Below are 23,687 nucleotides of genomic sequence, written 5' to 3'. Positions count from 1 at the left end.
TACTAGCGCTGACCTGAAAAAAAATTGATAACTCGACGCAGATTCACACAATGAATAGATTATTTTTCTCCTGTGTCCATCTTTCGGAGAATAAGATTTCGCGGGTCCTTGCAAATGGGCTTATCCTTATCGCATTCGGCGATAACGCTTCGTAAGGGTGACCTTTGACCATGGACAAGTTCGACCAGGCGATTCTCGGGATTCTGCAAACCGACTGCACGCGGCCCATTGCCGAGATCGCCGACAGCATCGGCCTGGGCAGTACCGCCTGCTGGCGCAGGGTGCAGAAGCTCGAAGAGCAGGGCATGATTCGCGGCCGGGTGGCCTTGCTCGACCCGGCGCAGTTGAACGTCGCGGTCACGGTGTTCGCCGCCATTCGAACCAACCAGCACAACGCGCAATGGCTGGGCAGCTTCCATGACCTGATCGCGACCTTGCCGGAAGTGGTGGAGTGCTACCGCATGGCCGGTGATACCGACTACATGCTGCGAATCGTGGTGCCGGACATCGCCGGTTACGACGCGGTGTACAAGAAGCTGATCCAGCTGTCGGGCATCACCGACATCAGCTCCAGCTTCGCCATGGAGCAGATCAAGTCCACCACGCAGTTGCCATTGACCTATACCACCTGAACCGCATCACACATCCCCGTAGCAGCACGGCTTGCCGGCGGGAGCGTCGTGTCAGGCAACGCATCTCTGTCTGATCCACCGCTCCCGCCGGCAAGCCGTGCTGCTACGGATCTTTGGTGTGCCCATCACAAAGATTGGCTCGAGCGCACTTACCTTATAAACAAACGGTATTTCACAAGCGGCTCTTAGGTTCATAACATCACGTCATAACTCGTTATAACAAGTGATCGCCATGACCGACGCCGCCAAGACCCTTTCACCGCTTTCCAGCGTGCCCTTGCACACCCAACTGCGCGATCTGCTACGCGCCCGCATCCTGGATGGCGAGTACCTGCCCAACAGCCAGATGCCCTCGGAAAGCGAGTTGGGGGCGGTGTTCAAGGTCAGCCGCATTACCGTGCGCCAGGCGCTGGGTGATCTGCAGAAGGAAGGGCTGATCTTCAAGATTCACGGCAAAGGCACCTTCGTCTCCAAACCCAAGGCGTTCCAGAACGTCAGCACCCTGCAAGGCCTGGCCGAATCCATGACCGGGCGCGGTTATGAGGTCATCAACCGTTTGCGCAGCCTGCGTTTCGTGCCCGCCGACAAGCTCGTCGCCGAGCGCCTGAACCTGGAAGTGGGAGAGACGGTGGCGCAGATCAAGCGGGTGCGGCTGATCAATCGCGAGCCAGTGTCGCTGGAAGTGACCTGGCTGCCCAAACACCTGGGCGAGCGGCTGGAGAATGCCGATCTTGTCACCCGCGACATCTTTCTGATCCTGGAAAACGACTGCGGCCTGTCCCTGGGGCATGCGGACCTTGCCATCGACGCAGTGCTGGCCGACGAGGACCTGACCGGTGCACTGAACGTCGAGGCTGGTTCGCCAATCATGCGCATCGAACGCCTGACCCACACCGCAGACGGCGCGCCCGTTGATTTCGAACATCTTTACTACCGCGGCGATGCATTCCAGTACCGCCTGCGGATCGACCGTCAGCGAGAGGCCCAGTCATGACGCGCCAGACCCTTGAACAGGAATACGACATCGTTGTAATCGGTGGAGGCACCGCCGGCCCCATGGCCGCGATCAAGGCCAAGGAGCGCAACCGCGAACTGCGGGTGTTGCTGATCGACAAGGCCAACGTCAAGCGCAGCGGTGCGATCAGCATGGGCATGGACGGCCTGAACAACGCCGTGATTCCCGGCCATGCCACGCCTGAGCAGTACACCAAGGAAATCACCATCGCCAACGACGGCATCGTCAACCAGGCGGCGGTGCATGCCTACGCGACCCACAGCTTCGAGACCATCGAGCAACTGGACCGCTGGGGTGTGAGATTCGAGAAGGACGAAACCGGCGACTACGCGGTGAAGAAGGTCCACCACATGGGCGCCTACGTGCTGCCGATGCCCGAAGGCCACGACATCAAGAAAGTGCTCTATCGCCAGTTGAAGCGGGCCCGGGTGAGCATCACCAATCGCGTGGTCTGCACCCGGCTGTTGACCGACGCCGAGGGCGCGGTCAACGGGGTGATGGGCTTCGATTGCCGAACGGCGGATTTCCATGTCATTAAAGCCAAGGCAGTCATCCTGGCCTGTGGTGCGGCGGGGCGCCTGGGCCTGCCGGCGTCGGGCTACCTGATGGGCACCTACGAGAACCCCACCAACGCCGGGGACGGCTACGCCATGGCCTACCACGCGGGCGCGGAGCTGGCGAACCTGGAGTGCTTCCAGATCAACCCGCTGATCAAGGATTACAACGGCCCGGCCTGCGCCTACGTCACCGGCCCGCTGGGTGGCTACACCGCCAATAACAAGGGCGAACGCTTCATCGAGTGCGACTACTGGAGCGGGCAGATGATGTGGGAGTTTCATCAGGAACTGGAAAGCGGCAACGGCCCGGTGTTCCTCAAGCTCGATCACCTGGCCGAAGAAACCATCCAGAACATCGAGCAGATCCTGCACAGCAACGAACGCCCCAGCCGTGGCCAGTTCCACGCCAATCGCGGCACCGATTACCGCAGCCAGATGGTGGAAATGCACATCTCGGAAATCGGCTTTTGCAGCGGTCACTCGGCGTCCGGGGTGTGGGTCAACGAGCGGGCAGAGACGTCCGTCAAAGGTCTGTATTCGGCAGGCGACATGGCCGCCGTGCCCCATAACTACATGCTGGGCGCCTTTACCTATGGCTGGTTTGCCGGCAACAACGCGGCCGATTACGTCGCCGAGCGAGCCTTTACCACTCTGGATGCGCAGCAGATCGAACGCGAGCAGGCACGGGTCTATGCGCCGCTGGATCGCGAGCACGGGCTGCCGCCTGCTCAGGTCGAGTACAAGCTGCGCCGCTTCGTCAACGACTACCTGCAACCGCCCAAGGTGACCAGGAAGATGCAACTGGGCCTGGAGCGTTTTGCGCAGATCGAGCACGACCTGGACCAGCTCAAGGCCAACAACCCCCATGAGCTGATGCGGGCGATGGAAGTCAGCGTGATTCGCGACTGCGCGGAAATGGCCGCCAGGGCTTCGTTGTATCGAGCCGAGAGCCGCTGGGGTCTGTATCACCACCGGGTCGATCACCCGCTGCGCAACGACCGTGATTGGTTCTGCCATTGCCACCTGAAAAAGGGTGAAGACGGACGCATGGAAAGCTTCAAGAAGCCGGTCGAGCCCTACATCGTGGCGCTGGATGCCGATGAAATGCAGGCCTATGACCGCCTGCGCGTAGGCGCCGACGCTGCTTGACCCATTCGCCACACCGCCCGTTCAAAGACAGAGCGCGATACGCGCCAAGGATGCCGTGAAATGGCCTACCAGCCCCAGGAAGTGATCTTCCGCTCCAACGCCCCGGTGACCATCGACGAAGACAAGTGCATCGCCGAAAAAGGCTGCACGGTCTGTGTCGACGTGTGCCCGATGGACCTCCTGGCCATCAACCCGGCAACGCAGAAAGCCTACATGGCCTTCGACGAATGCTGGTACTGCATGCCCTGCGAGAAAGACTGCCCCACCGGTGCGGTGAAGGTCGAGATCCCGTATCTGCTGAGTTGAAGAACATGACTGACCTGACCTGTAACTTTGACGATATCGACCATCCGGACATCCTGGCCCTGCAACCGCGCCTGCAAGACCCCGACCCGGGTGTGCGCCGCATTGCCCTGATCGAACTGGCCGATCTCGAAGAACCGGATGGACTGCCCTGCCTGATCGACCGCCTGGCCCATGACACGGCCGAGACGGTGCGCGCCCAGGCGGCCGCGCTGCTGGAAGCCTGGGAGGAGCGCGAAGTCGTGCAAGCCTTGTGCGAGGCCTTGACCGACCCTCAGACGTCGGTGCGGGAGGCGGCTGCGCAAAGCCTGAGCGTGCTCAAGACGCAAGAGGCGGGCAGGGTGATCTTGCCGTGGACGACCCATCCGGACCTCAGCGTGCGAGTGGCTGCTTTTCGCGCCTTGCGCGAATTGCGCCTGGACGAAGCCGCAGCCGCTGCACTGAATGCCCTGGATGACAAACACGCCGAGGTTCGGCGTGAAGCTGTGGGTGTGCTGGGATGGCTGAAGAAGACCGATGCCCTGGAGGCGCTGGCGACATTGGCCAGCCACGACCCGGACAGCGAGGTACGCCGCGCTGCCACCGGCGCCCTGGGCCTGGCCAACGATACGCGCGTGCTGCCGGCGTTGTGCAAGGCGTTGCAGGATGACATCTGGCAGGTGCGCGAAGAGGCCGCCACGACCCTGGGCAAGGTCGGGCAACAGCAAGCCGCCGGGGCCCTGATTGCCGCGCTCAATGATGAATACTGGCAGGTGCGCCTGCGTGCCGCTCGCAGCCTGGGGCGCTTACGCCATCCCGAAGCATTGGGCCCGTTGATCGAGGCGCTGAATCACAGCATCAGCAACCTGCGCAAGGAAGCGGCGCTGGCGTTGGGCGAACTGGCGGACAAGGCTGCCCGTCCCGCATTGCTGCAACTGGAGCACGACGCCGACCCGGAAGTGCGTAAGGCGGTGCGCATTGCGCTGGGGCAGTTGCAATGAGCGCGGTGCCGGTCGCTATCGGTAACTCCCGGGAGCGACAGACTCTGCGCCTGAACTGGCAGGACGGCAGCGAGCAGCACATCGACCACGTGCTCCTGCGCAAGCAATGCCCGTGCTCGCAATGCCGGGCGTTCCGGTTGCGCGGGATGAATCCGGTGGTGGCCGGGTCGGTTCGGGTAGTGGGTATGCATCCCCAGGGCTACGGCCTGCAGCTTGTATTCAGCGACGGGCACCAGCGGGGGATTTATCCGTGGGAGTATCTGGCGGGAATCTAGCCGTAACGCGGAATGTCATGTTCGCACAATCATTGTAGGAGTGAGCTTGCTCGCGATTGCGATTTGAAATTCACCATCGTGGTGTCAAACCGACAGCGACCGCGAGCAAGCTCACTCCTACAGGTCAGGTGATGTCTCAGAAGCGCGCTTTATCGATCCATTCAAGCGAGGTGCGCCAGATGCAGATCCCCAGGAAGTACGCTGACATCGCCAGCCACACCCAGAGCACCACCGAGCCGTTATATGGGTGATTGAGCACCAGCAGGAAACTGCACAGGAACCAGATGCTGGTCACGGCAATGTTGATCGGCATGAAGCGACGCACGCGGAACGGGTGCAGGAATTTCATCCGGGTGACGGTCAGCAGCGCCAGGCAAATCACGGTGATGAACGTCAGCCACGGCGCCGGCGACAGGATGTAGACACACAATACGACAACGTTCCAGGCCGCGGGAAAACCCTGGAAATAGTTGTCCTTGCTCTTCATTTCCACGTTGCAGAAACAGAACAGCGACGACACCAGAATGATCGACACACTGAGCAACAAGGTGTAATCCGGCACCGGAATGTACCGATACATGAACAGCGCCGGGATGAACACGTAGGTGAGGTAGTCGATCACCAGGTCCAGTACCGAACCGTCGAAATTGGGGAGCACCGACTGCACATTGACCTTGCGCGCCAGCGACCCGTCCACGCCGTCCACGATCAGCGCGATGCCCAACCACAGCAGGCAGGCCTTGGGCTGGTTGTCGAGCAGGGCGATGGTGGCCAGGAAAGCGAGCACGACGCCGGTGGCCGTGAAGCCATGGGCGCCCCATGCCTTGAGCCAGGCGATGCGTTGAATTGGAATCATGGACGGTCCTTCAGAAGATATGGCCAACCTGACGGGCCCGTCGCATAAGGGTGCCGACAGACCTGGCCAGAGGTGCAACTATCGACAGGTTCATGAGCGATAAGGTTCACCACCAACTTCTACACGGTAGCAGGCGGCGCGGGCTTTGGTTGCCAAATTGTCACCTTGGTGTGCAGGTTTTTCCCGAGCGCAGGTGCCGTTGGTCGCCTGATCGGCAAAGGCGGCACTATGCTGGCCCCCGGGGCAAATCAATCTATGCACAATCCTCGGCCTATCAATCAGTTAGGCAAGGATCTGCATGCAAACTATCAAGGTTGTGTTGGTGTTCTGTGCGGTGGCCGGTACTTCATCCTTCACGTTTGCGCGGGACTTGAGCAAGAACGAACACGACCTTTGCAGTTGGGGCGCCGGGATTGCCGGCACGGCGCAGCAATACAAGTTGTCAGGGCTGACCCTGTACGGCGCGCGCAAGAAGCTTCAGGCCCGGCATTTTCCCCAGCAATGGATGCGCATGAGTGCGCTGGGCATCACCGAACAGACCTACGACAGCCCCTCGCGTATGCGCCCGGACAGCGTGCGGCAGGTGTATTACGAAGGGTGCACCCGCCACGAATTGGCCCGCCGATGACCGCCCCGTGGCAGCCGGGCTGCTACAAGAATGGGGTACATCAGCTAAGCCGCTGCATCAAATATGCCTCGCCCGTGACCCGAATCATCGGGTGCGGCGTGATCTGGCACGTCTTGATCACTGAAAAACCGTGTCGCTCATAAAACCGTCGAGCACCGGTGTTGGCGGCGTAATCGATCAGGCTCAATCCTTTAAGCCCCATGCTATCGGCGCGAAGTTGCGCACGTTCGAGAAACCCGAGGCCCAGGCCCTTGTTGCGCCAGCCCTCGTGCAAGGCCAGGCTTGAGATGTACAGCGTATCCGGCACCTCCATATCGGCATAAGGCGCCAACACCGGGTCGGTGACCGCTACAGGTTCAGGGTCCTCGCGCATGGCGTAGCTGTGCATCATGCCGATCACCAGCCCTTCGGATTCGGCAATCAGGCAATTCTGGAAGGAAAAATCCACGTCCTCACGGGCATAACGCCGGGCGCCGACGTCGAGCAATTCCTCACCTGGTTCGGCCAGTTGGCTCCAGATGTAATCGGAGGCACCTTCGGAAGTGATCTGAAACAGGCGGGCAATCTCCCGCGCGTCCCAACGTGTGGCCGGACGAAACTCGACAGTCATGGACAAGGCTCCAGTAGCAAACGGGGGCCTGTTATAGCGTGGAAATTCCAGGCGCCGCCAACGCCGGGCGAGGGCGGGTCGCAATCAGGCCAGCCGTCGTCGCTATGGGTCACAAGCGAGAGGTTTGCAGGCCGTGCGAACAATTACAGGTCGAATTCAGGCACGTCCGGGCTGCGTGTTGCGCCGACAATCAAGCTTCGTTCGACGTCCACAGGATCGAGGTCATGGCGCACGCGAAACGGCGGTTGCGGGAGGTCACGAAGGGGAAATTGCAGGTCGGATATGCACAACCGGATCCCGGCCGTGCATACGTAGGTGCACGCTTGCCCGCGACGGCGGTGTGGCAGGCATCATCGAGGTGTCAGGTGTAACGCCATCGCGGGCAAGCGCGCTCCTACGGGAAGCGGTGCGCAGATGACCTTGAGAACGCCCCCAACCCCGTAGCAGCACGGCTTGCCGGCGGGGGCGTCCTCAAGATCGTCCCGCGGGCAAGCCCGGCTGCTACGTAGAGGTCAGCCCATCAATGCGGAGCGCGGGGGATGGTCTTGAGCAAATCCGCCGGGCTGATGTGGCCCACCACCGGTGCGCTGCCCGGTTGCGGCGAGTGCAGGATGTGGCCTTTCATCTTGCCGATGATGTGCATCTCGCACGGCTTGCAATCGAACTTGAGGGTCAAGACTTCATCGCCATGCACCAGTTGCATCGGCGCAACCTTGGTGCGCACGCCGGTGACGCCCTTGGCCTGTTTCGGGCACAGGTTGAACGAGAAGCGCAGGCAGTGCTTGGTGATCATCACCGGCACTTCGCCCGGTTCCTCGTGGGCCTCGTAGGCGGCGTCGATCAACTGCACGCCATGGCGGTGATAGAAATCCCGCGCTTTCTGGTTGTACACGTTGGCCAGGAACGACAGGTGCGACTCAGGGTACACCGGCGGCGGGCTGGTCTCGGCCTTGCGGGAGCCACGCGGATGGGCCGCGACGCGGGCGGCCGTCAGCGCCTCGATCACCTCGCGGCGCAAGGCCTTGAGTTGCGAGTTCGGAATGAAGAACGCCTGCGGGGCGTCCAGCTTCACGTCAGTGGCGTGGTACTGGGTGGTGCCCAGTTGACCCAGCAGGTCGCGCAATTGCTCAAGGGCCTGTTCAGGCTTGTTGGCCGGACCAAAAGGGCCATCCAGGGCAACGCTGGCACTGATGCCTTCTTCACTGGTTGCCACCAGCTCAAGGCGCTCTTCGCGCAGGGTGGCCTGCCAGGTCAGACCGATACGGCGTTCGGCGGAGGTCTTGAGCAGCGCCTGTTGCCAGTTGTGGTCCAAGTTGCGGCTCAGTGGATGGTTCGGGCGCACCTTGTACAGGTCGGCCGGCATCTCGTTGGGCTCGACGCGATAGCGATAGCGTTTCTCGCCATCTTCCTCGAACTCGCCCTTGGCTTCGGCGATATTGGCGCGGAAACCCACGACTTCGCGCTTGATTTGCACATTGAGGCCGTCACCGTTGGACAGCGGCTCATGGGTCACCACGTGCAGGTCGCGCTTGCCGACTTTCTCCACCACACCCACCGGCAGGCCGGTGAAGGTCGGGGTGTCGAAGGCGCCGATGTCGATCTTGCGGTCGGTGACGAAGTAATCGGTGCTGCCACGGTGGAAAGTCTTTTCGGGGTCCGGCACGAAGAAATGCGCAGTACGGCCGCTGGAAGCGCGGGCCAGGTCCGGGCGGTCTTCGAGCACGTCGTCCAGGCGCTGGCGGTAGTAGGCCGTGATGTTCTTCACGTAGCCCATGTCCTTGTAACGCCCCTCGATCTTGAACGAGCGGACGCCGGCTTCCACCAGGGCGCGAATGTTGGCGCTCTGGTTGTTGTCCTTCATCGACAGCAGGTGTTTCTCGAACGCCACGACGCGGCCTTGATCGTCTTTCAACGTGTAGGGCAGGCGGCAGGCCTGGGAGCAGTCGCCACGGTTGGCGCTGCGGCCGGTCTGGGCGTGGGAAATGTTGCACTGACCGGAGAAGGCCACGCACAGCGCACCGTGGATGAAGAACTCGATGGCTGCATCGGTCTCGTCGGCGATGGCGCGGATTTCCTGCAGGTTCAGCTCACGGGCCAGCACCAGCTGGGAGAAGCCTGCCTGATCGAGGAACTTGGCCCGTTCCAGGGTGCGGATGTCGGTCTGGGTGCTGGCATGCAGCTCGATCGGCGGGATGTCCAGTTCCATGACGCCCAGGTCCTGGACGATCAGCGCGTCGACGCCTGCGTCGTACAACTGGTGGATCAGCTTGCGCGCCGGCTCCAGTTCGTTGTCGTGCAGGATGGTGTTGATCGTGGTGAATACCCGAGCATGGTAGCGACGGGCGAACTCCACCAGGTCGGCGATCTCGCTGACTTCGTTGGCAGCGTTATGGCGTGCGCCGAAGCTTGGGCCGCCGATGTAGATGGCGTCGGCGCCATGCAGGATGGCCTCGCGAGCAATGCTTACATCGCGCGCAGGGCTGAGCAATTCCAGGTGATGCTTGGGTAGGGACATGTTTTTTTAGTCAGGATCGTCACGGTCAAGCCGCGCATTGTACCGGCGAAATGCCTGGGGGGCATCCTTAGGCTGCCGGGTGGTGAGAAACGGCGACTTGCCGGCGAGGGTCTCAAGGACGCCATCGCGGGCAAGCGCGCTCCTACGGGATCGGGTGCATCCTCAAGATCGCCCCGCCGGCAAGCCGGACTGCTACGGGTGTGGGCTACCTCAACAGCGACGAACTGGATCAGCCCTTGGCCGCCATCGCCGTCACTTCCACGCGCATGCCTTCAACGGCCAGCGAAGCGACACCCACGGCGGCACGTACCGGCCATGGCTTGGCGAAGAAGCGTTTGTAGACCTCATTGAAAGCCGCGCGGTCGGCCATGTCGGTCAGGTAGATGGTCAGGTGCATGACCCGGTCCATCGAGCTGCCCGCTTTCTCCAGCGCCACTTTCAGCGCTTGCAGGGTGCATTCGCTCTGCAGCGTGATGTCGCCCAGTTCAAGGCTGCCATCGGCGCGGGTCGGAACCTGGGTCGAGACCAGAATGCCGCCGAAACCGGCCACATCGGAAGAAATGGAATCCGCATCGGGATCGGGAGTGAAGACGACGTTTTCGCTGGACATAGGCATCTCTTGCTTGAAGTGAGTCGATAAACCGCCGGCCATGATAAGGCACTGCGCCGCGCTTTCAACCTTGCCCGCTGCTCCCGAAGGCCGTTCGCCCGACATTTCAGTGGCTGGCCCGCAAAGCCAGTGAAATTAGCCAGCCTGTCATTCTGCCCGGTTGGGTGCGCGCTATGATCGACCCGTTCTGCCAGGATCATCGTCGGCATGGAGGTGTGTCATGGGCTTCACGATTTTTTACACGTTCGAAGGTAACGAGCGGGCGCTGGAATGTCACGACGACAACCTGTGCTCTCACGATGCGGTGTATTACGCCTTGATTCACTCAGGCGCCGAGATGGGCGCCAGCGGACGCGAGTGGCAGGGCAGTTACCATTCGATGGTCGAGGCTGCGGAGCGTTCCGGGGTCAGTCAGATTCGCTGGCACCGTTCGGCGGGGCAGTAGGCTCTCAGGCTCGCTGGACGGCGATCAAATCGCCGCCCGGCTCGACACCCGGCATGAGCCCTCAAGTCGCCCCATTGCAGAGCGACCCGGTGCGTAGCGCTTAACGGTAGCGTTCAAGCCAGTGCGCGTAGGGGGCGGGCAGGGTCCAGGAGGCTTTGTCCACGCCCAGTTCCTTGGCTGCGAAGTACGGCCAGTGCGGGTCCGCCAGGTGCGCGCGGCCGATGGACACCAGGTCCAGGTGACCGGACTTGATCGACTCCTCCGCCAGCTGCGGCGTGCCGAAACCCCAGGCCGAGGTGACCGGCAATCCGGCTTCGCGGCGGACGCGCTCGGCAATCGGCCCCATGAACGCCGGACCCCACGGAATGTTGGTTTCCGGAATGGTAAAGCCGACGCTGACGCTCAGCAGGTCCAGGCCGCCATCCTTGAAGCGGCGCGCCAGCTCGATGGACTCGGTGAGGGTCTGCTCGTCGCGACCGTCATATTCCAGCACGCCGAAACGCGCAGTCAGGGGCAGGTGCTCCGGCCACACTTCACGCACGGCGGCCAGGGTTTCCAGCAGGAAACGGCTGCGGTTGTCGAAGCTGCCGCCGTAGGCGTCGGTGCGCTGGTTGGAGTGTTCGGAGAAGAAGCTCTGGCCCAGGTAGCCATGGGCAAAGTGCAGTTCGATCCATTCGAAACCGGCGTCACGGGCGCGGCGGGCCGCGTCGGCGAAGTCCTGACGAACCCGGGCGATGTCTTCCAGGGTCATGGCCTGGGGCACCTTGGGCAGGCCTGCACCAAAGGCGATGGCCGAAGGGGCGATGGTCTGCCAGCCACGCGGGTCGGACTCGACGATATGGTCGTCGCCTTCCCAGGGGCGGTTGGCGCTGGCTTTACGGCCGGCGTGGGCGATCTGGATGCCCGGCACGGAACCTGCGGCCTTGATCGCCTTGACCACCGGCACGAATGCCTGGGCCTGCTCGTCATTCCAGATGCCGGCGCAGCCCGGAGTGATCCGGCCTTCCGGTGCCACGGCGGTGGCCTCCACCACCACCAGACCCGCGCCGCCACGGGCCATGCCGGCCAGGTGAACGTGATGCCAATCGTTGATCAGACCGTCTTCGGCCTTGTACTGGCACATCGGCGGAATGGCAATGCGATTGCGCAGGGTGACGTCTTTGAGCTTGAAGGGTTCGAACAGTGCCGACATGGTCGCCTCGAAAGGTGTGATTTACGATTGTTCGATAGTATTCGAACAATGGCTTTTTTAAAACCCCCTCGCTATCATGCCGACCCATGCGAGCCTACAAACACCCCGATCCCGAAAGCTTCGAACTCGAGCGCATTCTCTACGCGCTGAGCGATCCTGTTCGCCTGGAAATCGTTCGCCACCTGGCCGGCGTGGCCGAAGCCACTTGTGGCGAACTGGACGGCGGACGCCCCAAGTCCAGCGTTTCCCACCATTTCCGCGTGCTGCGCGATTCGGGGCTGGTGCATACCCGCAACGTCGGCACCACGCACATGAACTCGCTGCGGGGAGAGGAACTCGACGCCCGCTTTCCGGGGCTGTTGGCCGCGATTCTCGGGCAGTCCTGAATTCAGCCGGGAACCGTCTCGCTGCCAACGGCCATCGGCGCCGCATCCTTACCGGTCAGAATCACCCGGAAGATCTCCACCAGCGCCCGCAGGTTCACCCGGTGCCAGGCCGCCCACAGCGGCATGCTGAACGTCAGCCACGGCAATTCCCTGAACACCACACCCGGGTGCGCCGCCTGATCAAGACTCTTCTGGGTCATGGTGATTCCCAACCCGGCCGCCACCAACCCCAGCGCAGTGTAAGGCTCGGCGGCTTCCAGCCGAATCTGCGGGGTGAAGCCTGCACGAATGCAGGCGGCCACGAATTCGCCGTGCTGGTCCTTGCCCTGGCTGGATTTCACCCCGATCCAGTCCTCATCCTTCAAGTCCGCCGGGGTCAGGCGCTCCCTAGTCGCCAGCGGATGATTGGCCGGCAATGCCAGCAGCATCGGGTCCTCCAGCAACTGGCGGCAGAGCAGGTCCGGGTCGTCGTCCCGTGGCGGCTCGCTGACCAGCGCCACGTCCAGGCTGCGCTGGCGCAAGCCCTCAAGCTGATCGCCCGAACTCATCAGGTACAGCGCCACGTGCACGGCCGGGCGGTCGGCGCGCACGGTGCTCAACGCCTTGGGCAGGATGTTGGCGTGCATGGCGTGCTCGATGTAACCGATGCACAGGCCGCCTTCTTCGCCACGCCCCAGGCGCTTGCCCAGGGATTCCAGGCGGTTGGCGTGGGTCAGCAGGCTGCGGGCTTCGGTGAGAAAGGTGCGGCCATCGCTGGTCAGGCGGATACGCTGCTGGCTACGCTCGAACAGGTTCAGGCCCAGGCGTTCTTCCAGTTGGGCGATCTGCCGGCTCAAGGGCGACTGGGAAATGTGCAGGCGTTCGGCGGCGCGGCCAACGTGTTCCTCCTCGGCGGCGACGACGAAATAGCGCAGTTGGCGGAGATCGATCATGTGATGCTCGCTAGGTCTTAAGTCTGACTCATTATGTCTTGGACGGTCTTGAGGCGGCAATCTAGGATCTGCTCAACGGTCGCAACAGCGACCCCTCAACTGGAGATCAGAGCCATGAGCTTGAAAGACAAACTGCCAGGCGTCCTCGGATTCGGCACCGCACCGCTGGGCAACATGTTCCGCAACATCCCTGAAGCCGAGGCAGAAGCCACCGTCGATGCCGCCTGGAATGCCGGCGTGCGTTACTTCGACACCGCACCGTTCTACGGCGCAGGCCTTTCGGAAATCCGCCTGGGCGAGGCCCTGCACAAATACAAGCGCGATGAATACGTGCTCAGCACCAAGGTCGGCCGGGTGATCCTCGACGAACTGGACAACAGCGCCCGCGACCTGGGCGAGAAAAGCGGCGTGTTCGAACATGGCCTGCGCAACAAGATCGTCAACGACTACAGTGCCGACGCCACCTTGCGCTCCATCGAAGACAGCCTCAAGCGCTTGAAGACCGACCGTCTGGACATCGTCTGGATTCACGACATCGCCCAGGACTTCTACGGTGACCAGTGGCTGCAGTACTTCGAACAGGCGCGCACCGGGGCCTTCCGCGTGCTGGACCGCCTGCGTGACGAGGGCGTCATCAAGGCCTGGGGTCTTGGGGTGAACAAGGTCGAGCCCATCGAACTCACCCTTGGGCTGGACGAACCCAAGCCCGATGGTTTCCTGCTGGCCGGGCGTTATTCGCTGCTGGACCACGAACGCGCGTTGCAGCGCGTAATGGCCGAAGCGAAGGCCCGCAACACCGACATCGTGGTGGGCGGCCCGTACAGCTCGGGGATTCTGGCCGGTGGCGAGCATTTCGAGTACCAGAAGGCCAGCCCGCAGATCATCGAGAAGGTCGAGCACATCAAGCGCATCGCCCAGGCTCATGGGGTTGATATCAAGGCGGCGGCTCTGCAATTCTCGCTGGCCAACCCCGCCGTGGCGGCAGTCATTCCGGGCGCCAGCCGTCCGGGCCGGATTGCCGAGGATGTGGCCGCGCTCAATGCGGTGATTCCTGGCGCTTTCTGGACCGCACTGCGCGAAGCCGGGCTAATCTCGATCAACGCGCCGGTGCCGGCATAACCCTTGTTGCGATTTACCGGCCGCTGCTCGACGAACCGGCGGCCGGAACCCATCGATTCATTTCACTGGAGAACTCCAATGTCCCAAGCCTCAGCCTACATCGACATCCCGGCTTCACCCGACACCGTGTGGCAACTGATCGGTGGCTTCAATTCACTGCCTGACTGGCTGCCATTCATTCCAAAGAGCGAACTGAGCGAAGGCGGGCGGGTGCGCACCCTGGAGACTGCCGACGGCGAAGTCATCATCGAACGCCTGGAAGGTTTCGATAATTCGGCGCGCTGGTACAGCTACTCGATCACCCAGGCGCCGTTTGCGGTGACCGGCTATAAAGCAACTCTGGGCGTCGCGCCGCAAGCCGATCCAAAGGTTTCGCGAGTGACCTGGTCGGCGAACTTCACACCAGCCGGTATCAGCGAAGCCGAGGCGATTGCCCTGTTCGAAGGCATTTTCACTGGCGGCCTGGCAGCAATGCGCGCCAATTTCCCTGTGTAAACGGCCCGTACTTGAGAGCGGCTCGCGCTGCTCTCAAGGTTCGCAACGCCTTCAAGCTACCCACTGAACAGTTTCATCCGGCATCGATTGACAGCACGGCAATTCTGAATATGATGACCATCATCCAAAACGGCAAAGCGCCATTTTTCGAGGGTCATCGCATGAACATCAATGGATCAGTGGTTTTCGTTACCGGTGCAAGTCGTGGTCTGGGCCTGGCCTTTGCCAAGCTGGCAGTCGCCCAGGGAGCAGCGAAGGTATACGCCGGCATGCGCAACCCGGAAGGCTTCGATGTGCCAGGTATCATCCCGGTCAAGCTGGACGTGACCGATGACGCGACCATCAAGGCCGCAGCAGCGCAGTGTTCAGACACCACCTTGCTGGTCAACAACGCCGGCATCGCCAAGGTGATGGAGAGCGCGCTGGCCGAGAATATGATCGAGCTGTCCAAGGAGCTGATCGACACCAACGTGTACGGCCTGGTGCGGGTCAGCGCGGCGTTTGCGCCGATCCTCAAGCGCAACGGTGGCGGCGCGATCATCAACGTGCTGTCCAACATCACCTGGTTCAACGCGCCGATGCTGGCGGCCTACGGTGTATCCAAGGCTGCGGCCTGGGGTTTCACCAACGCATTGAGGGTTCAATTGCGCGCCGATCAGACCCAGGTGCTTGCGCTGCACGTCGGCTTCATCGACACCGATTTGGTCAAGGATTTCGATGTGCAGAAGACCAGCCCGCAGGACGTGGCTGCACGTACCTACGCGGCACTGGAAGCGGGCGAAGAAGAAGTGTCGGCCGACGAAGGCACCCGCCAGATCAAGGCCAGCCTGTCGTCGAGCGATGCGTTCTACTTCAACCCGGTCGGGTTCTGATACCCCGAGCAATTTTAGGGCAAGGTGTTGTGGGAGCGGGCTTGCCCGCGAAAGCGGTGGGTCAGCCGCTGTCAATGCGTCAGGTCCAGAGCATTCGCGGGCAAGCCCGCTCCCACGAAATGTGCGTTTGATCCATATGCGGCGGCGCATATGAGAACGCCCCCGCCGGCAAGCCGTGCTGCTACGGATTTGGGGTTGTTCTCAAGGGCGCGGTTACGCCAATCCCGTAGGAGCGCGCTTGCCCGCGACAGCGGTCTGTCATTCACCAATGAGGTGACTGGCCTGACGCTGTCGCGGGCAAGCGCGCTCCTACAGTCCACCGCCAGGATTACAGGGAAATCCTGGAATCAGACCAACCGGTCTATTCCTTGATGAACCTGTCAGTGGCAAACAAGGAATAGTCAGGCAGCACTTTCTCGATCTTGCCCTGATCCTTCAAGAACTCAGCCGTTTTCGCAATGTCCGCGACCGTGCCACCGCCCAGCAGCGCAGGGGATTGCTGTTCGGCTGCGGTAGGGAAGTGCGAGCCGTCGAGTAGTTCCGGCACATCCGCAGCGTTGGAGCCGGTGAAGCGGGCGATGGTCTTGACCGGTTCCGAATCCACCGTCCATTGCGATTTGTGCGCCGTGTAATCGGCAATCGCAGCCAGGCTGACCTTGGCAAAGCTGGCGACGACCTCAGGGTGTTTCTCGGCGAAATCCTTGCGCGCCACCCACACTTCGAACGTTGGCGAGCCCCATTGGGAGACCTGGCCTGCGTCGGTGAGGATCTTGCCGGTCTTGCGAATTTCCCCCAGGGCCGGGGACCAGGTAAACGCGCCGTCGATATCGCCGCGTTTCCAGGCGGCGGTGATCTGCAGCGGCGTCAGATTGAGAATGGTGACCTGCTTCTGATCGATGTTCCAGTGCTTGAGTGCGCCCAACAGGCTGTAGTGGGAGGTGGACACGAACGGCACGGCGATTTTCTTGCCGATCAGGTCTTCAGGCTTGTTGATCCCGCTGCCATTGCGCACCACCAGCGCTTCTGAACTCTGGATCTGCGAGGTCACGATAAACGCCACCAGTGGCAGGTTTTTCGAGGTGGCGGCCGCCAGCGGGCTGGAACCGAGATTGCCGATCTGCACGTCGCCCGAGGCCATCGCAGCAACCACCGCCGGGCCCGCTTCGAATTGACGCCAGTTGATTTTCTGACCGATCGCCTTCTCATATTCGCCATCGGCTATGGCGCGTTTGACCGGGTCGATCCCGGTAATGTAACCGATGGTCAGGTCAGCGGCGTGGGCCGCCACCGACAGTGTGAACACACCCAGCGCCAATGTTGCTTTTGCCGTCCAGTGCTTGATCGTCATTTCTGTAGATGCCTTGGGTTCAGCGCGAATTCGAGGTTGATTCGCGACCTGAAACCAAGCATAAGGTTCTATTAAATTAGATTTAAATACCGTTTGGGAATTAGCTTAGGCTTTGAAATCAGCCCGCAGGTTGCCGGTGCGGGCGGCTGGAGTGGCCCGACACCGGCTTGCGGAGGAGGGAAGTCAGTCGCCGCCTTTCATGCGTCGAGCGATCAGGTAGATACCCAGGCCCGCCAAGGCGGTGGCTGCCCCGATGTACCCGGTGCTGGTCCAGCCCAGGCCCGCGCTGATGGCGATGCCGCCAAACAGCGGGCCCAGCGCGTTGGCCAGGTTGAATGCCGCATGGTTGGACGCCGCCGCAAGGCTTGGCGCTTCATGGGCGATGTCCATCAGGCGAATCTGCAATGGCGCTGCCAGCGCAACCATGGTGCCGACCAGACCGATCCCCAGCAGCACGCCCGGAAGCGAACTTGCCGCCAACGGGAAGAACAGCAGCACGGCCATCGACCACACCAGCAATACGCCGACCGCGCGGAACTGCATGCGGTCGAACAGCTTGCCGCCCACGATGTTGCCGATGATGCCGCCCACGCCAAACGCCGCCAGCCCGAACGGAATCCACTGCGGGGTCACGCGGGTGACTTCCAGCATGGTGGGCGCCAGGTAACTGAACACGCAGAACATCCCGGAGAAACCCACCGAACTGATACCCAGCGCCATCCACACCTGAGGCTTGGTGAACGCACGCAGCTCCTTGCGGGGATCGCTGCGCGGCTCGTCGTGGCGGTCAGGCACCAGGTGCCAGATCAGGGCGATGGTGGTGACGGCGATCACGCCCACCAGGCCGAACGCCGAGCGCCAGCCCATGAACTGCCCCAGGAAGGTGGCGATGGGGTTACCCAGCAGCATCGCCAGTGTCAGCCCCATCATCACCCGTGCCACAGCCCCGGCGCGCTGGTTGGACGGCACCATGCTGGAGGCGACCACCGCTGCGATGCCGAAATAGGCGCCGTGGGGCAGGCCGCTGATGAAACGGAACGCCACCAGTGAGGCGAAGGAGGGGGTGAACGCGGTGGCAATGTTGCCCAGCGCGTAGAGCACCATCAGCAGCATCAGCATGTTCTTGCGCAGCAACTTGGCGCCGAGGATGGCCAGCAGTGGCGCACCGACCATCACGCCCAGCGCGTAGGCGCTGATGGCATGGCCGACCTGGGGTTCGGTCAGGTGCAGGTTATTGGCGATGTCGGGCATCAGGCCCATGATGGCGAATTCGCCGGTACCGATGGCAAAGCTTCCCACTGCCATCGCCGCTTCCATTTTCGCTGCGGCGCGCCCCGGCAACACATGCCCGGGCGTTTGTTGGATGGACATGCGTCGCTCCGTTCAAGGGTTTCATAGAGAACCCACCATGCTAACCAACGGATGGCGCAAGCGTCTAGGACAACGGTCAGACGATTTCCGACGTAGCAGTCCGGCTTGCCGGCGGGAGCGATCTGAGGGAGTCCCCGCCGGCAAGCCGGACTGCTACGGGGCCTTGGGTGTACGCAAATCCCCCGAACGCCACAAATCCCGTAGCAGCCGGGCTTGCCCGCGGGAGCGATCTTGCGGACGCCCCCGCCGGCAAGCCGTGCTGCTACGGTTCGGTGGCGTAGGCTTAAACGGCGACCTTCAGCACCTGAGCCGGCGTTGTCCCTCGTCCACCCACCCCAGGTATCGCCGCCAGCAACTCGCGGGTGTACTCACTGGTCGGCCGCTCGAACACCTGCCTGAGCGCTCCCTGCTCGACGACCCGGCCCTGACGCAACACTAAAACCTGATCGGCCATCCGCGCCACCACCGCCAGGTCGTGGGAAACCAGGACATAGGCAATATTCGACTCGCGCTGCAACTCATCCAGCAGGTCCAGAATCTGCGCCTGCACCGACACATCCAGCGCACTCACAGGCTCATCGAGCAGCAGCACATCCGGATTCAACGCCAATGCCCGGGCAATCGCCACGCGCTGACGCTGTCCGCCCGAGAGTTCATGGGGCAGGCGATCAAGAAAGTGCACCGGCAACTGCACTCGGCCTATCAGCTCGACTGCGGCCTGTTCGAGCGCTGCGCCCTTCAACAACCCAAACGACACCAGCGGCTCGACAATGCAATCGAACACCGTAAACCGTGGATCCAGGGCCGAAAACGGATTCTGCTGCACCAGCTGTATCCGCCGGCGCAGAGGCCTAAAGGCTTTCCAACTCAACCCTGTGACATCCTGACCTTCGAACAACACCCGGCCTCGGGTCGGCTGTTCCAGCCCGAGGGCGATACGCAGCGTCGTGCTCTTCCCCGAACCGGACTCGCCGACAATCGCCAGGGTCTGGCCCGCAGACAGGTCAAAGCTCAGCCCCTCAAGGGCCGCAAACTGGCGGTCCCGGCCTTTTAGACCAGGCAGTTCAAATGTTTTGCCCACGCCTTGCAGACTCAGAATCGGCCGTGCGGACTTCGGGGCAAAGCGGCGCAGCGTGGTCGTCGAAAACGCAGGGGCGGCCGCCAGCAGCGCCCGGGTGTATGGATGTTGCGGCGTATCGAGGATCTGCCGTGGCGTGCCTTGCTCCACCAACTCGCCCTGTTTCATCACCAACAAGCGGTCGGCGCGGTCCGTGGCGACGCCCAGGTCGTGGGTGATAATCAGCAGGGAAATCCCGCGTTCGGCCACCAGGCGTTGCAGATGGTCGAGGATCTTGCGCTGCACCGTCACATCCAGCGCGCTGGTGGGCTCGTCCGCGATGATGAGCTGAGGGTTGCCGGCCATGGCAATGGCAATCAATACCCGTTGACGCATACCGCCTGACAGTTCATGGGGATACTGCCGGGCGCTCAGTACCGGGTTGTCCAGCCCCACCAGCCCCAACAATTCCACGACATCGGCATCGGCACTGCGATAACCCCGTCCGTTGGCCAGCTTCAGCGCCTCGCCGATCTGCTGGCCGACGCGCAGAGTCGGGTTGAGGCTGACCATCGGGTCCTGCGGCACCAGCCCGATGGTGCGCCCGCGAATCAGGCGTTTCTGGCGTTCACTGGCGTGGCGCATCTCAACATCGCCGACCCGCAGTTCGCCCTGATCGATAGAGGCAGCCACCGGCAACAACCCGAGCAGGGCGTTGGCGAGGGTCGATTTGCCCGACCCTGATTCCCCGACGATGGCCACGGTTTCACCGCGCTGCAAGGTAAAGGACAGGCCTTTTACCGCCTGAGTGACCAGGCCCTTGGAGCGATAGCTGACGGACAGATCGCGCACATCCAGCAAATGGGACTGGCTCATCGCTGATGCTCCTCGAATGTGCGGGCGATATGGTTGAGGCTGAACACCACGGCGACGACAAATGCGCCGGGCAGCAATGAAACCCAGGGCGCGGTCACCAGAAAGTGCCGACCATTGGCGATAAGCGTTCCCCATTCGGCCGCCGGAGGCGCGGCGCCAAAGCCCAGGAAGCTCAAGCCTGCGGTGGAGAGAATGGCGGCGCCGAAGTCCAGTGTTGCCAGCACCGCCACCGGGCTCCAGGCGTTGGGCAACACATGGCGCAGCAGGGTGCGCCGCCAACTGGCACCGCCCAGGCGCGCCGCTTCTACGTAGGGCAGCGTCTTGATGCGCAATACTTCGGCGCGGGTGGTGCGGGCGAAACCTGGAACGATGCCGACGCCCACCGCGATGGCGACCGGGACCGTGCCGAAGCCAATCGCGGTGACAATGGCCAGCGCCAGCAGCAGGCCGGGCAGGGCGAGTTTCACATCGATGACGCGCATGATCAGCGCGTCGAGACGCCCGCCAGCGAAACCTGCCAGCACACCCAGCCCAAGCCCGCCGCTCAGGGCGATGCCCACGGCGAGCAGCGCGGCTTGCACCGACAGGCTGGAACCGTAGATCACGCGGGTATACAGATCGCGCCCCAGTTCATCGGTGCCGAACCAGTGCAGCGTGCTCGGTCCCAGGAGTTTTTCACGGGGGGAGGTGGCATACGGATCAAAGCCACTGAGCCAGTGAGGCACAAGGGCTGCCGTCAATGCGAACAGCACCACGAATAGCGCCAGGCTGAAACCCGGTTTGCGCAACAGGGGTGTCCAGGCATCCAGCGCGCGGCGCAGGCGCGAACGCCGCCGCCAGGTCACCGGCGCAGCGCCTGAGAAAGAAGGGATATCCGTCGCCATGATTCAGGCCACCTTGGGTGAATGAGTGATACGCGGATCGAGCCAGGGGTACAGCAGATCGACGATCAGGTTGATGACCACAAACGCCGTCGCCGACACCGCGACAATCGCCAGCACCACCGGGATGTCCTGACGCAGCACAGCTTCCTGAGCCAGGCGGCCCACGCCGTTACGCGAGAAGATGGTCTCGACCAGCACCGCGCCCGAGACGGTGTTGCCGACTTGCAGGCCCACCAGCGTCAGAATCGGCAGTGCCGCGTTGCGCAAGCCGTGACGGGCCTGCACCTGGGCCCGGCTGAGGCCCTTGGCAAAGGCGGTCTGGATGTACGGCTCCTGCCAGACGCTTTGAAAACCCCGTTGCAGCACTTGCGCGTAAACGGCAGCACTGGGAATCGCCAGGGTGATCGCCGGCAGCACCAGGCTTTCGAAGCCCTTGCTGCCGGTGGCTGGAAACCAGCCAAGGCCAAAGGCGAACACCTGAATCAGCAGCAGCCCCATCCAGAACACCGGGATCGAAAACCCGAATGAGGGCACCCGGGTCAGCGCCACCTTCAATGGCCGCCATTGCACGTAGGCCGTCAGGTAGGCCAGCCCCACGCCGCCCACCAGCGACAGGACGATGGCCAACCCGGCCAGCGAGAGGGTTTGCGGCAGGCGCTCGGCGAGCAGATCCACAACCGGGCGATTCAACGACAGCGACTGCCCCAGATCGCCGTGCAGCGCCCGGCCGAGCAGATCGAAATACTGCGCGATCAGGCCCTTGTCCAGCCCGTAGTAGGCCCGCGCCTTGGCCAGGTCCGCAGGCGACAAGGCATCGGCTTCCATGCCCGATGCGCTGAGCATGATCGACAGGGTGTCGCCGGGCAGCAGGTACAGGATGAAATAGGTCACGGTGTAGGCGCCCCATAACACCAGCAGCGCCTGGCCCACACGGCGAATCAGGTAGCCGGTCATGGTTTGCCGACCTCGATGTCGCTGAGGAAGGCAAAGCCCTCGGCGGTCCAGCGGAAGTCCTTGACCCTGGGCGATGTTGCCGCCTGCCAGACCCGCTCATAGATCGGGAACGCCGAGGCTTCGTCGGCCAGCAGGTCCTGCAATTTACCGTAGGCCTGCTCGCGCTGGGCGCTCTGTGTCGCGGTAATGCCGGCATCGAACAGCGCCTGGGCGGTCTCCAGGGTGTGGGGCTCGTAGGTATTGGTGGCCAGGGTCGCGCTGTTGGCCGAGCGCGGATCGAGGATGGTCTGCAGGATGATCGGATCGGCGCGGGTCATGTAGGTGGAGGTCAGGTCGTAGTTGCCTTGGGAATTGCCGGCCACCCATTCGGCGCGAGTCAGCACGTTGATCTTGAGCTCGATGCCTACCTTGCGCAGTTGATCCTGAATCAACACGTCGCCAGCGGTTTCGGCGGGCGTCAGGTTGTAGCGGATGCTCAGGCGCTTGCCGTCCTTGTAGCGATAGCCGTCGGCCTGCTTCCGCCAGCCTGCCTGGTCCAGCAGGGTTTCGGCGCCCTGGGGGTCATAGGCCAGCTTGTCGGTTTGCGCCTTGAAATACGGCGTGGTGACGTCGTAAATCCCGCTCACCACCGGGAAGTCGGCGTTATAGATGGTGTGCGCGTAGGACACCCGGTCGATGGACTTCTGCAACGCCAGACGCACCTGCCGATCGGCCAGCACCCGCGCATTGCGCGTGTTGGGGTACAGGTTCAACGCAGGGCCTGGCAAGGAGCGGCTTTGCAGCGTGGCGCCCTTGGACTGGAACAGCCTGGAGTCCACTTCGGAAAACGGATTGCGCGGCCAGAGGATGTCGGTCTTGCCTTGCAGGAACAGGCCATTGCGCACGCTTTCTTCGGGCACATAGCTGATGTCCACCACATCGACGTGGGCAGCGCCCTTGTTTTTCACGTTGGCCGAGGCCCAGGCGTAATCGGCACGCTTGACCAGCCGTGCGCCGACTTCAGGGGTGTAGTGATCGAGGGTGAAGGGCCCGGTGCCAATGATCTTGCCCAGCGAACGCTCCTTGGCGGTCAGCTTGTACGACGCCGGGGCCAGAATCGCCAGGTTGGTGGTAGAGGTGGCCTGGAGAAAGCCTGCGTTCGGACGCGACAGCACCAGGCGCACGGTGAAATCATCGATGACCTCGGCATGGTCGTAACCGGCCAGATAGGTCGCGCCGAAGGTCGCTGGCAGCTCCCTTGCAAATGCCCTGTTGCTGTCGAATGCGGTCTTCACTGCCTGTGCATCGAAGCGTTCGCCATTGCTGAAAGTGACGTCCTTGCGCAGGTGGAAGGTGTAGCCGAGGGCGTCGTCACTGACCTCCCAGCTACTTGCCAGCCAGGGGATGATCTTGCCGCTGGTTGGGTCCTGGTCGGTCAGGGACTCGGCGACGTTGCGCAGCAGGACGCGATGCTCCAGCCAGTACACCTGGAACGGATCGACACTCACCAGCGTGGTGTTGTCGCCAAAGAAGGTGATGTTCAGGGTCTTGCCGGTGGTCTGTTCATTGGAAGCCGAGCACGCGGCCAGGCCCAGCGCCAGGGCGCACGAAGCCAGCAGCGCCCGGGTAATTCGCGGTGCATTCATG

General features: G+C 62.5%; 24 protein-coding genes. 12 read left to right on the top strand and 12 right to left on the bottom strand.

Annotation, left to right across the window (positions count from 1 at the left end):
• The first annotated feature begins 170 nt into the window (after positions 1–170).
• The 6 genes from ACIPO9_RS06465 to ACIPO9_RS06440 all read left to right on the top strand — a co-directional run bounded on the left by ACIPO9_RS06465 (position 171) and on the right by ACIPO9_RS06440 (position 4,911).
• Positions 171–632 (top strand): Lrp/AsnC family transcriptional regulator, encoded by a 462-nt coding sequence (locus ACIPO9_RS06465; protein WP_400779476.1) that lies wholly within the window; start codon positions 171–173, stop codon positions 630–632.
• Between the two features lie 232 nt (positions 633–864).
• The gene (locus tag ACIPO9_RS06460) at positions 865–1,626 is read left to right on the top strand and encodes a GntR family transcriptional regulator (protein WP_400779474.1); all 762 of its coding nucleotides are present in this window, start codon (positions 865–867) and stop codon (positions 1,624–1,626) included.
• Positions 1,623–3,353: a fumarate reductase/succinate dehydrogenase flavoprotein subunit gene (locus ACIPO9_RS06455; RefSeq protein WP_400779472.1), complete on the top strand. Its 1,731-nt coding sequence runs from the start codon at positions 1,623–1,625 to the stop codon at positions 3,351–3,353. Before ACIPO9_RS06460 ends, ACIPO9_RS06455 begins: the two co-directional genes overlap by 4 nt.
• 60 nt (positions 3,354–3,413) lie before the next feature.
• Complete coding sequence (locus ACIPO9_RS06450) at positions 3,414–3,659, top strand: ferredoxin family protein (RefSeq protein WP_400779470.1); 246 nt, start codon at positions 3,414–3,416, stop codon at positions 3,657–3,659.
• Between the two features lie 14 nt (positions 3,660–3,673).
• Positions 3,674–4,636: a HEAT repeat domain-containing protein gene (locus ACIPO9_RS06445; RefSeq protein ID WP_400779860.1), complete on the top strand. Its 963-nt coding sequence runs from the start codon at positions 3,674–3,676 to the stop codon at positions 4,634–4,636.
• The gene (locus ACIPO9_RS06440; protein ID WP_400779468.1) at positions 4,633–4,911 is read left to right on the top strand and encodes a DUF971 domain-containing protein; all 279 of its coding nucleotides are present in this window, start codon (positions 4,633–4,635) and stop codon (positions 4,909–4,911) included. Before ACIPO9_RS06445 ends, ACIPO9_RS06440 begins: the two co-directional genes overlap by 4 nt.
• Positions 4,912–5,047: 136 nt before the next feature.
• On the opposite strand, the gene pcsA is transcribed toward ACIPO9_RS06440, so the two are convergent.
• Complete coding sequence (gene pcsA / locus ACIPO9_RS06435) at positions 5,048–5,767, bottom strand: phosphatidylcholine synthase (protein ID WP_274131085.1); 720 nt, start codon at positions 5,765–5,767, stop codon at positions 5,048–5,050.
• A gap of 298 nt (positions 5,768–6,065) precedes the next feature.
• On the opposite strand from pcsA, the gene ACIPO9_RS06430 reads away from it, so the two are divergent.
• On the top strand, positions 6,066–6,395 hold the full coding sequence (locus ACIPO9_RS06430) for a hypothetical protein (protein WP_400606624.1): 330 nt from the start codon (positions 6,066–6,068) through the stop codon (positions 6,393–6,395).
• Positions 6,396–6,435: 40 nt separating this feature from the next.
• Here the strand turns inward: ACIPO9_RS06430 and ACIPO9_RS06425 are convergent, their stop codons facing one another.
• The 3 genes from ACIPO9_RS06425 to ACIPO9_RS06415 form a co-directional block, all read right to left on the bottom strand.
• Positions 6,436–7,005, bottom strand: coding sequence for a GNAT family N-acetyltransferase (locus tag ACIPO9_RS06425; protein WP_400779466.1), 570 nt, complete (start codon positions 7,003–7,005; stop codon positions 6,436–6,438).
• A 520-nt stretch (positions 7,006–7,525) separates the two neighbouring features.
• A complete protein-coding gene (locus ACIPO9_RS06420; RefSeq protein WP_400779464.1) occupies positions 7,526–9,520 on the bottom strand; it encodes a U32 family peptidase in 1,995 nt (664 codons plus the stop codon).
• 229 nt (positions 9,521–9,749) lie between these two features.
• Positions 9,750–10,130, bottom strand: a complete 381-nt coding sequence (locus ACIPO9_RS06415; protein ID WP_400779462.1) for a RidA family protein — start codon at positions 10,128–10,130, stop codon at positions 9,750–9,752.
• Between the two features lie 220 nt (positions 10,131–10,350).
• Here ACIPO9_RS06415 and ACIPO9_RS06410 point away from each other — a divergent pair, with 220 nt between their 5' ends.
• Entirely contained in the window at positions 10,351–10,575 is a 225-nt protein-coding gene (locus tag ACIPO9_RS06410) for a DUF6555 family protein (protein ID WP_274131072.1), read from the top strand.
• A gap of 100 nt (positions 10,576–10,675) precedes the next feature.
• On the opposite strand, the gene ACIPO9_RS06405 is transcribed toward ACIPO9_RS06410, so the two are convergent.
• A complete protein-coding gene (locus tag ACIPO9_RS06405; RefSeq protein WP_400779460.1) occupies positions 10,676–11,767 on the bottom strand; it encodes an NADH:flavin oxidoreductase/NADH oxidase in 1,092 nt (363 codons plus the stop codon).
• An 86-nt stretch (positions 11,768–11,853) separates the two neighbouring features.
• Here ACIPO9_RS06405 and ACIPO9_RS06400 point away from each other — a divergent pair, with 86 nt between their 5' ends.
• On the top strand, positions 11,854–12,153 hold the full coding sequence (locus ACIPO9_RS06400; RefSeq protein ID WP_274131070.1) for a helix-turn-helix transcriptional regulator: 300 nt from the start codon (positions 11,854–11,856) through the stop codon (positions 12,151–12,153).
• A 2-nt stretch (positions 12,154–12,155) separates the two neighbouring features.
• Here ACIPO9_RS06400 and ACIPO9_RS06395 read toward each other — a convergent pair whose 3' ends face one another.
• Positions 12,156–13,085 carry a LysR substrate-binding domain-containing protein gene (locus ACIPO9_RS06395; protein WP_400779458.1) on the bottom strand — a complete coding sequence of 310 codons (930 nt, stop codon included), beginning with the start codon at positions 13,083–13,085 and terminating at the stop codon, positions 12,156–12,158.
• Positions 13,086–13,199: 114 nt separating this feature from the next.
• Here ACIPO9_RS06395 and ACIPO9_RS06390 point away from each other — a divergent pair, with 114 nt between their 5' ends.
• The 3 genes from ACIPO9_RS06390 (at position 13,200) to ACIPO9_RS06380 (ending at position 15,571) form a co-directional block, all read left to right on the top strand.
• Entirely contained in the window at positions 13,200–14,204 is a 1,005-nt protein-coding gene (locus ACIPO9_RS06390; protein ID WP_400779456.1) for an aldo/keto reductase, read from the top strand.
• 78 nt (positions 14,205–14,282) lie between these two features.
• Positions 14,283–14,699 (top strand): SRPBCC family protein, encoded by a 417-nt coding sequence (locus ACIPO9_RS06385; protein WP_400779454.1) that lies wholly within the window; start codon positions 14,283–14,285, stop codon positions 14,697–14,699.
• Positions 14,700–14,860: 161 nt separating this feature from the next.
• A complete protein-coding gene (locus ACIPO9_RS06380) occupies positions 14,861–15,571 on the top strand; it encodes an SDR family oxidoreductase (RefSeq protein WP_400779452.1) in 711 nt (236 codons plus the stop codon).
• Between the two features lie 361 nt (positions 15,572–15,932).
• Here ACIPO9_RS06380 and tauA read toward each other — a convergent pair whose 3' ends face one another.
• From tauA to ACIPO9_RS06350, 6 genes are all read right to left on the bottom strand, one after another.
• Positions 15,933–16,919, bottom strand: a complete 987-nt coding sequence (gene tauA, locus ACIPO9_RS06375) for a taurine ABC transporter substrate-binding protein (RefSeq protein WP_400779451.1) — start codon at positions 16,917–16,919, stop codon at positions 15,933–15,935.
• 183 nt (positions 16,920–17,102) lie between these two features.
• The gene (locus tag ACIPO9_RS06370) at positions 17,103–18,290 is read right to left on the bottom strand and encodes an MFS transporter (RefSeq protein WP_400606652.1); all 1,188 of its coding nucleotides are present in this window, start codon (positions 18,288–18,290) and stop codon (positions 17,103–17,105) included.
• A 283-nt stretch (positions 18,291–18,573) separates the two neighbouring features.
• Positions 18,574–20,223, bottom strand: a complete 1,650-nt coding sequence (locus tag ACIPO9_RS06365) for a dipeptide ABC transporter ATP-binding protein (RefSeq protein ID WP_400779450.1) — start codon at positions 20,221–20,223, stop codon at positions 18,574–18,576.
• Entirely contained in the window at positions 20,220–21,107 is an 888-nt protein-coding gene (locus ACIPO9_RS06360; protein ID WP_400779449.1) for an ABC transporter permease, read from the bottom strand. Before ACIPO9_RS06360 ends, ACIPO9_RS06365 begins: the two co-directional genes overlap by 4 nt.
• 3 nt (positions 21,108–21,110) lie before the next feature.
• Positions 21,111–22,061 carry an ABC transporter permease gene (locus ACIPO9_RS06355; protein WP_400779447.1) on the bottom strand — a complete coding sequence of 317 codons (951 nt, stop codon included), beginning with the start codon at positions 22,059–22,061 and terminating at the stop codon, positions 21,111–21,113.
• A complete protein-coding gene (locus ACIPO9_RS06350; protein WP_400779445.1) occupies positions 22,058–23,686 on the bottom strand; it encodes an ABC transporter substrate-binding protein in 1,629 nt (542 codons plus the stop codon). Before ACIPO9_RS06350 ends, ACIPO9_RS06355 begins: the two co-directional genes overlap by 4 nt.
• Position 23,687 lies beyond the last annotated feature (1 nt).

Source organism: Pseudomonas sp. NPDC090203, from assembly GCF_044746765.1.
Lineage (GTDB): Bacteria > Pseudomonadota > Gammaproteobacteria > Pseudomonadales > Pseudomonadaceae > Aquipseudomonas > Aquipseudomonas putida_AD.
The sequence above is the reverse complement of the archived record's forward strand: the minus strand, read 5'-3'. Positions and strand labels throughout refer to the sequence as shown.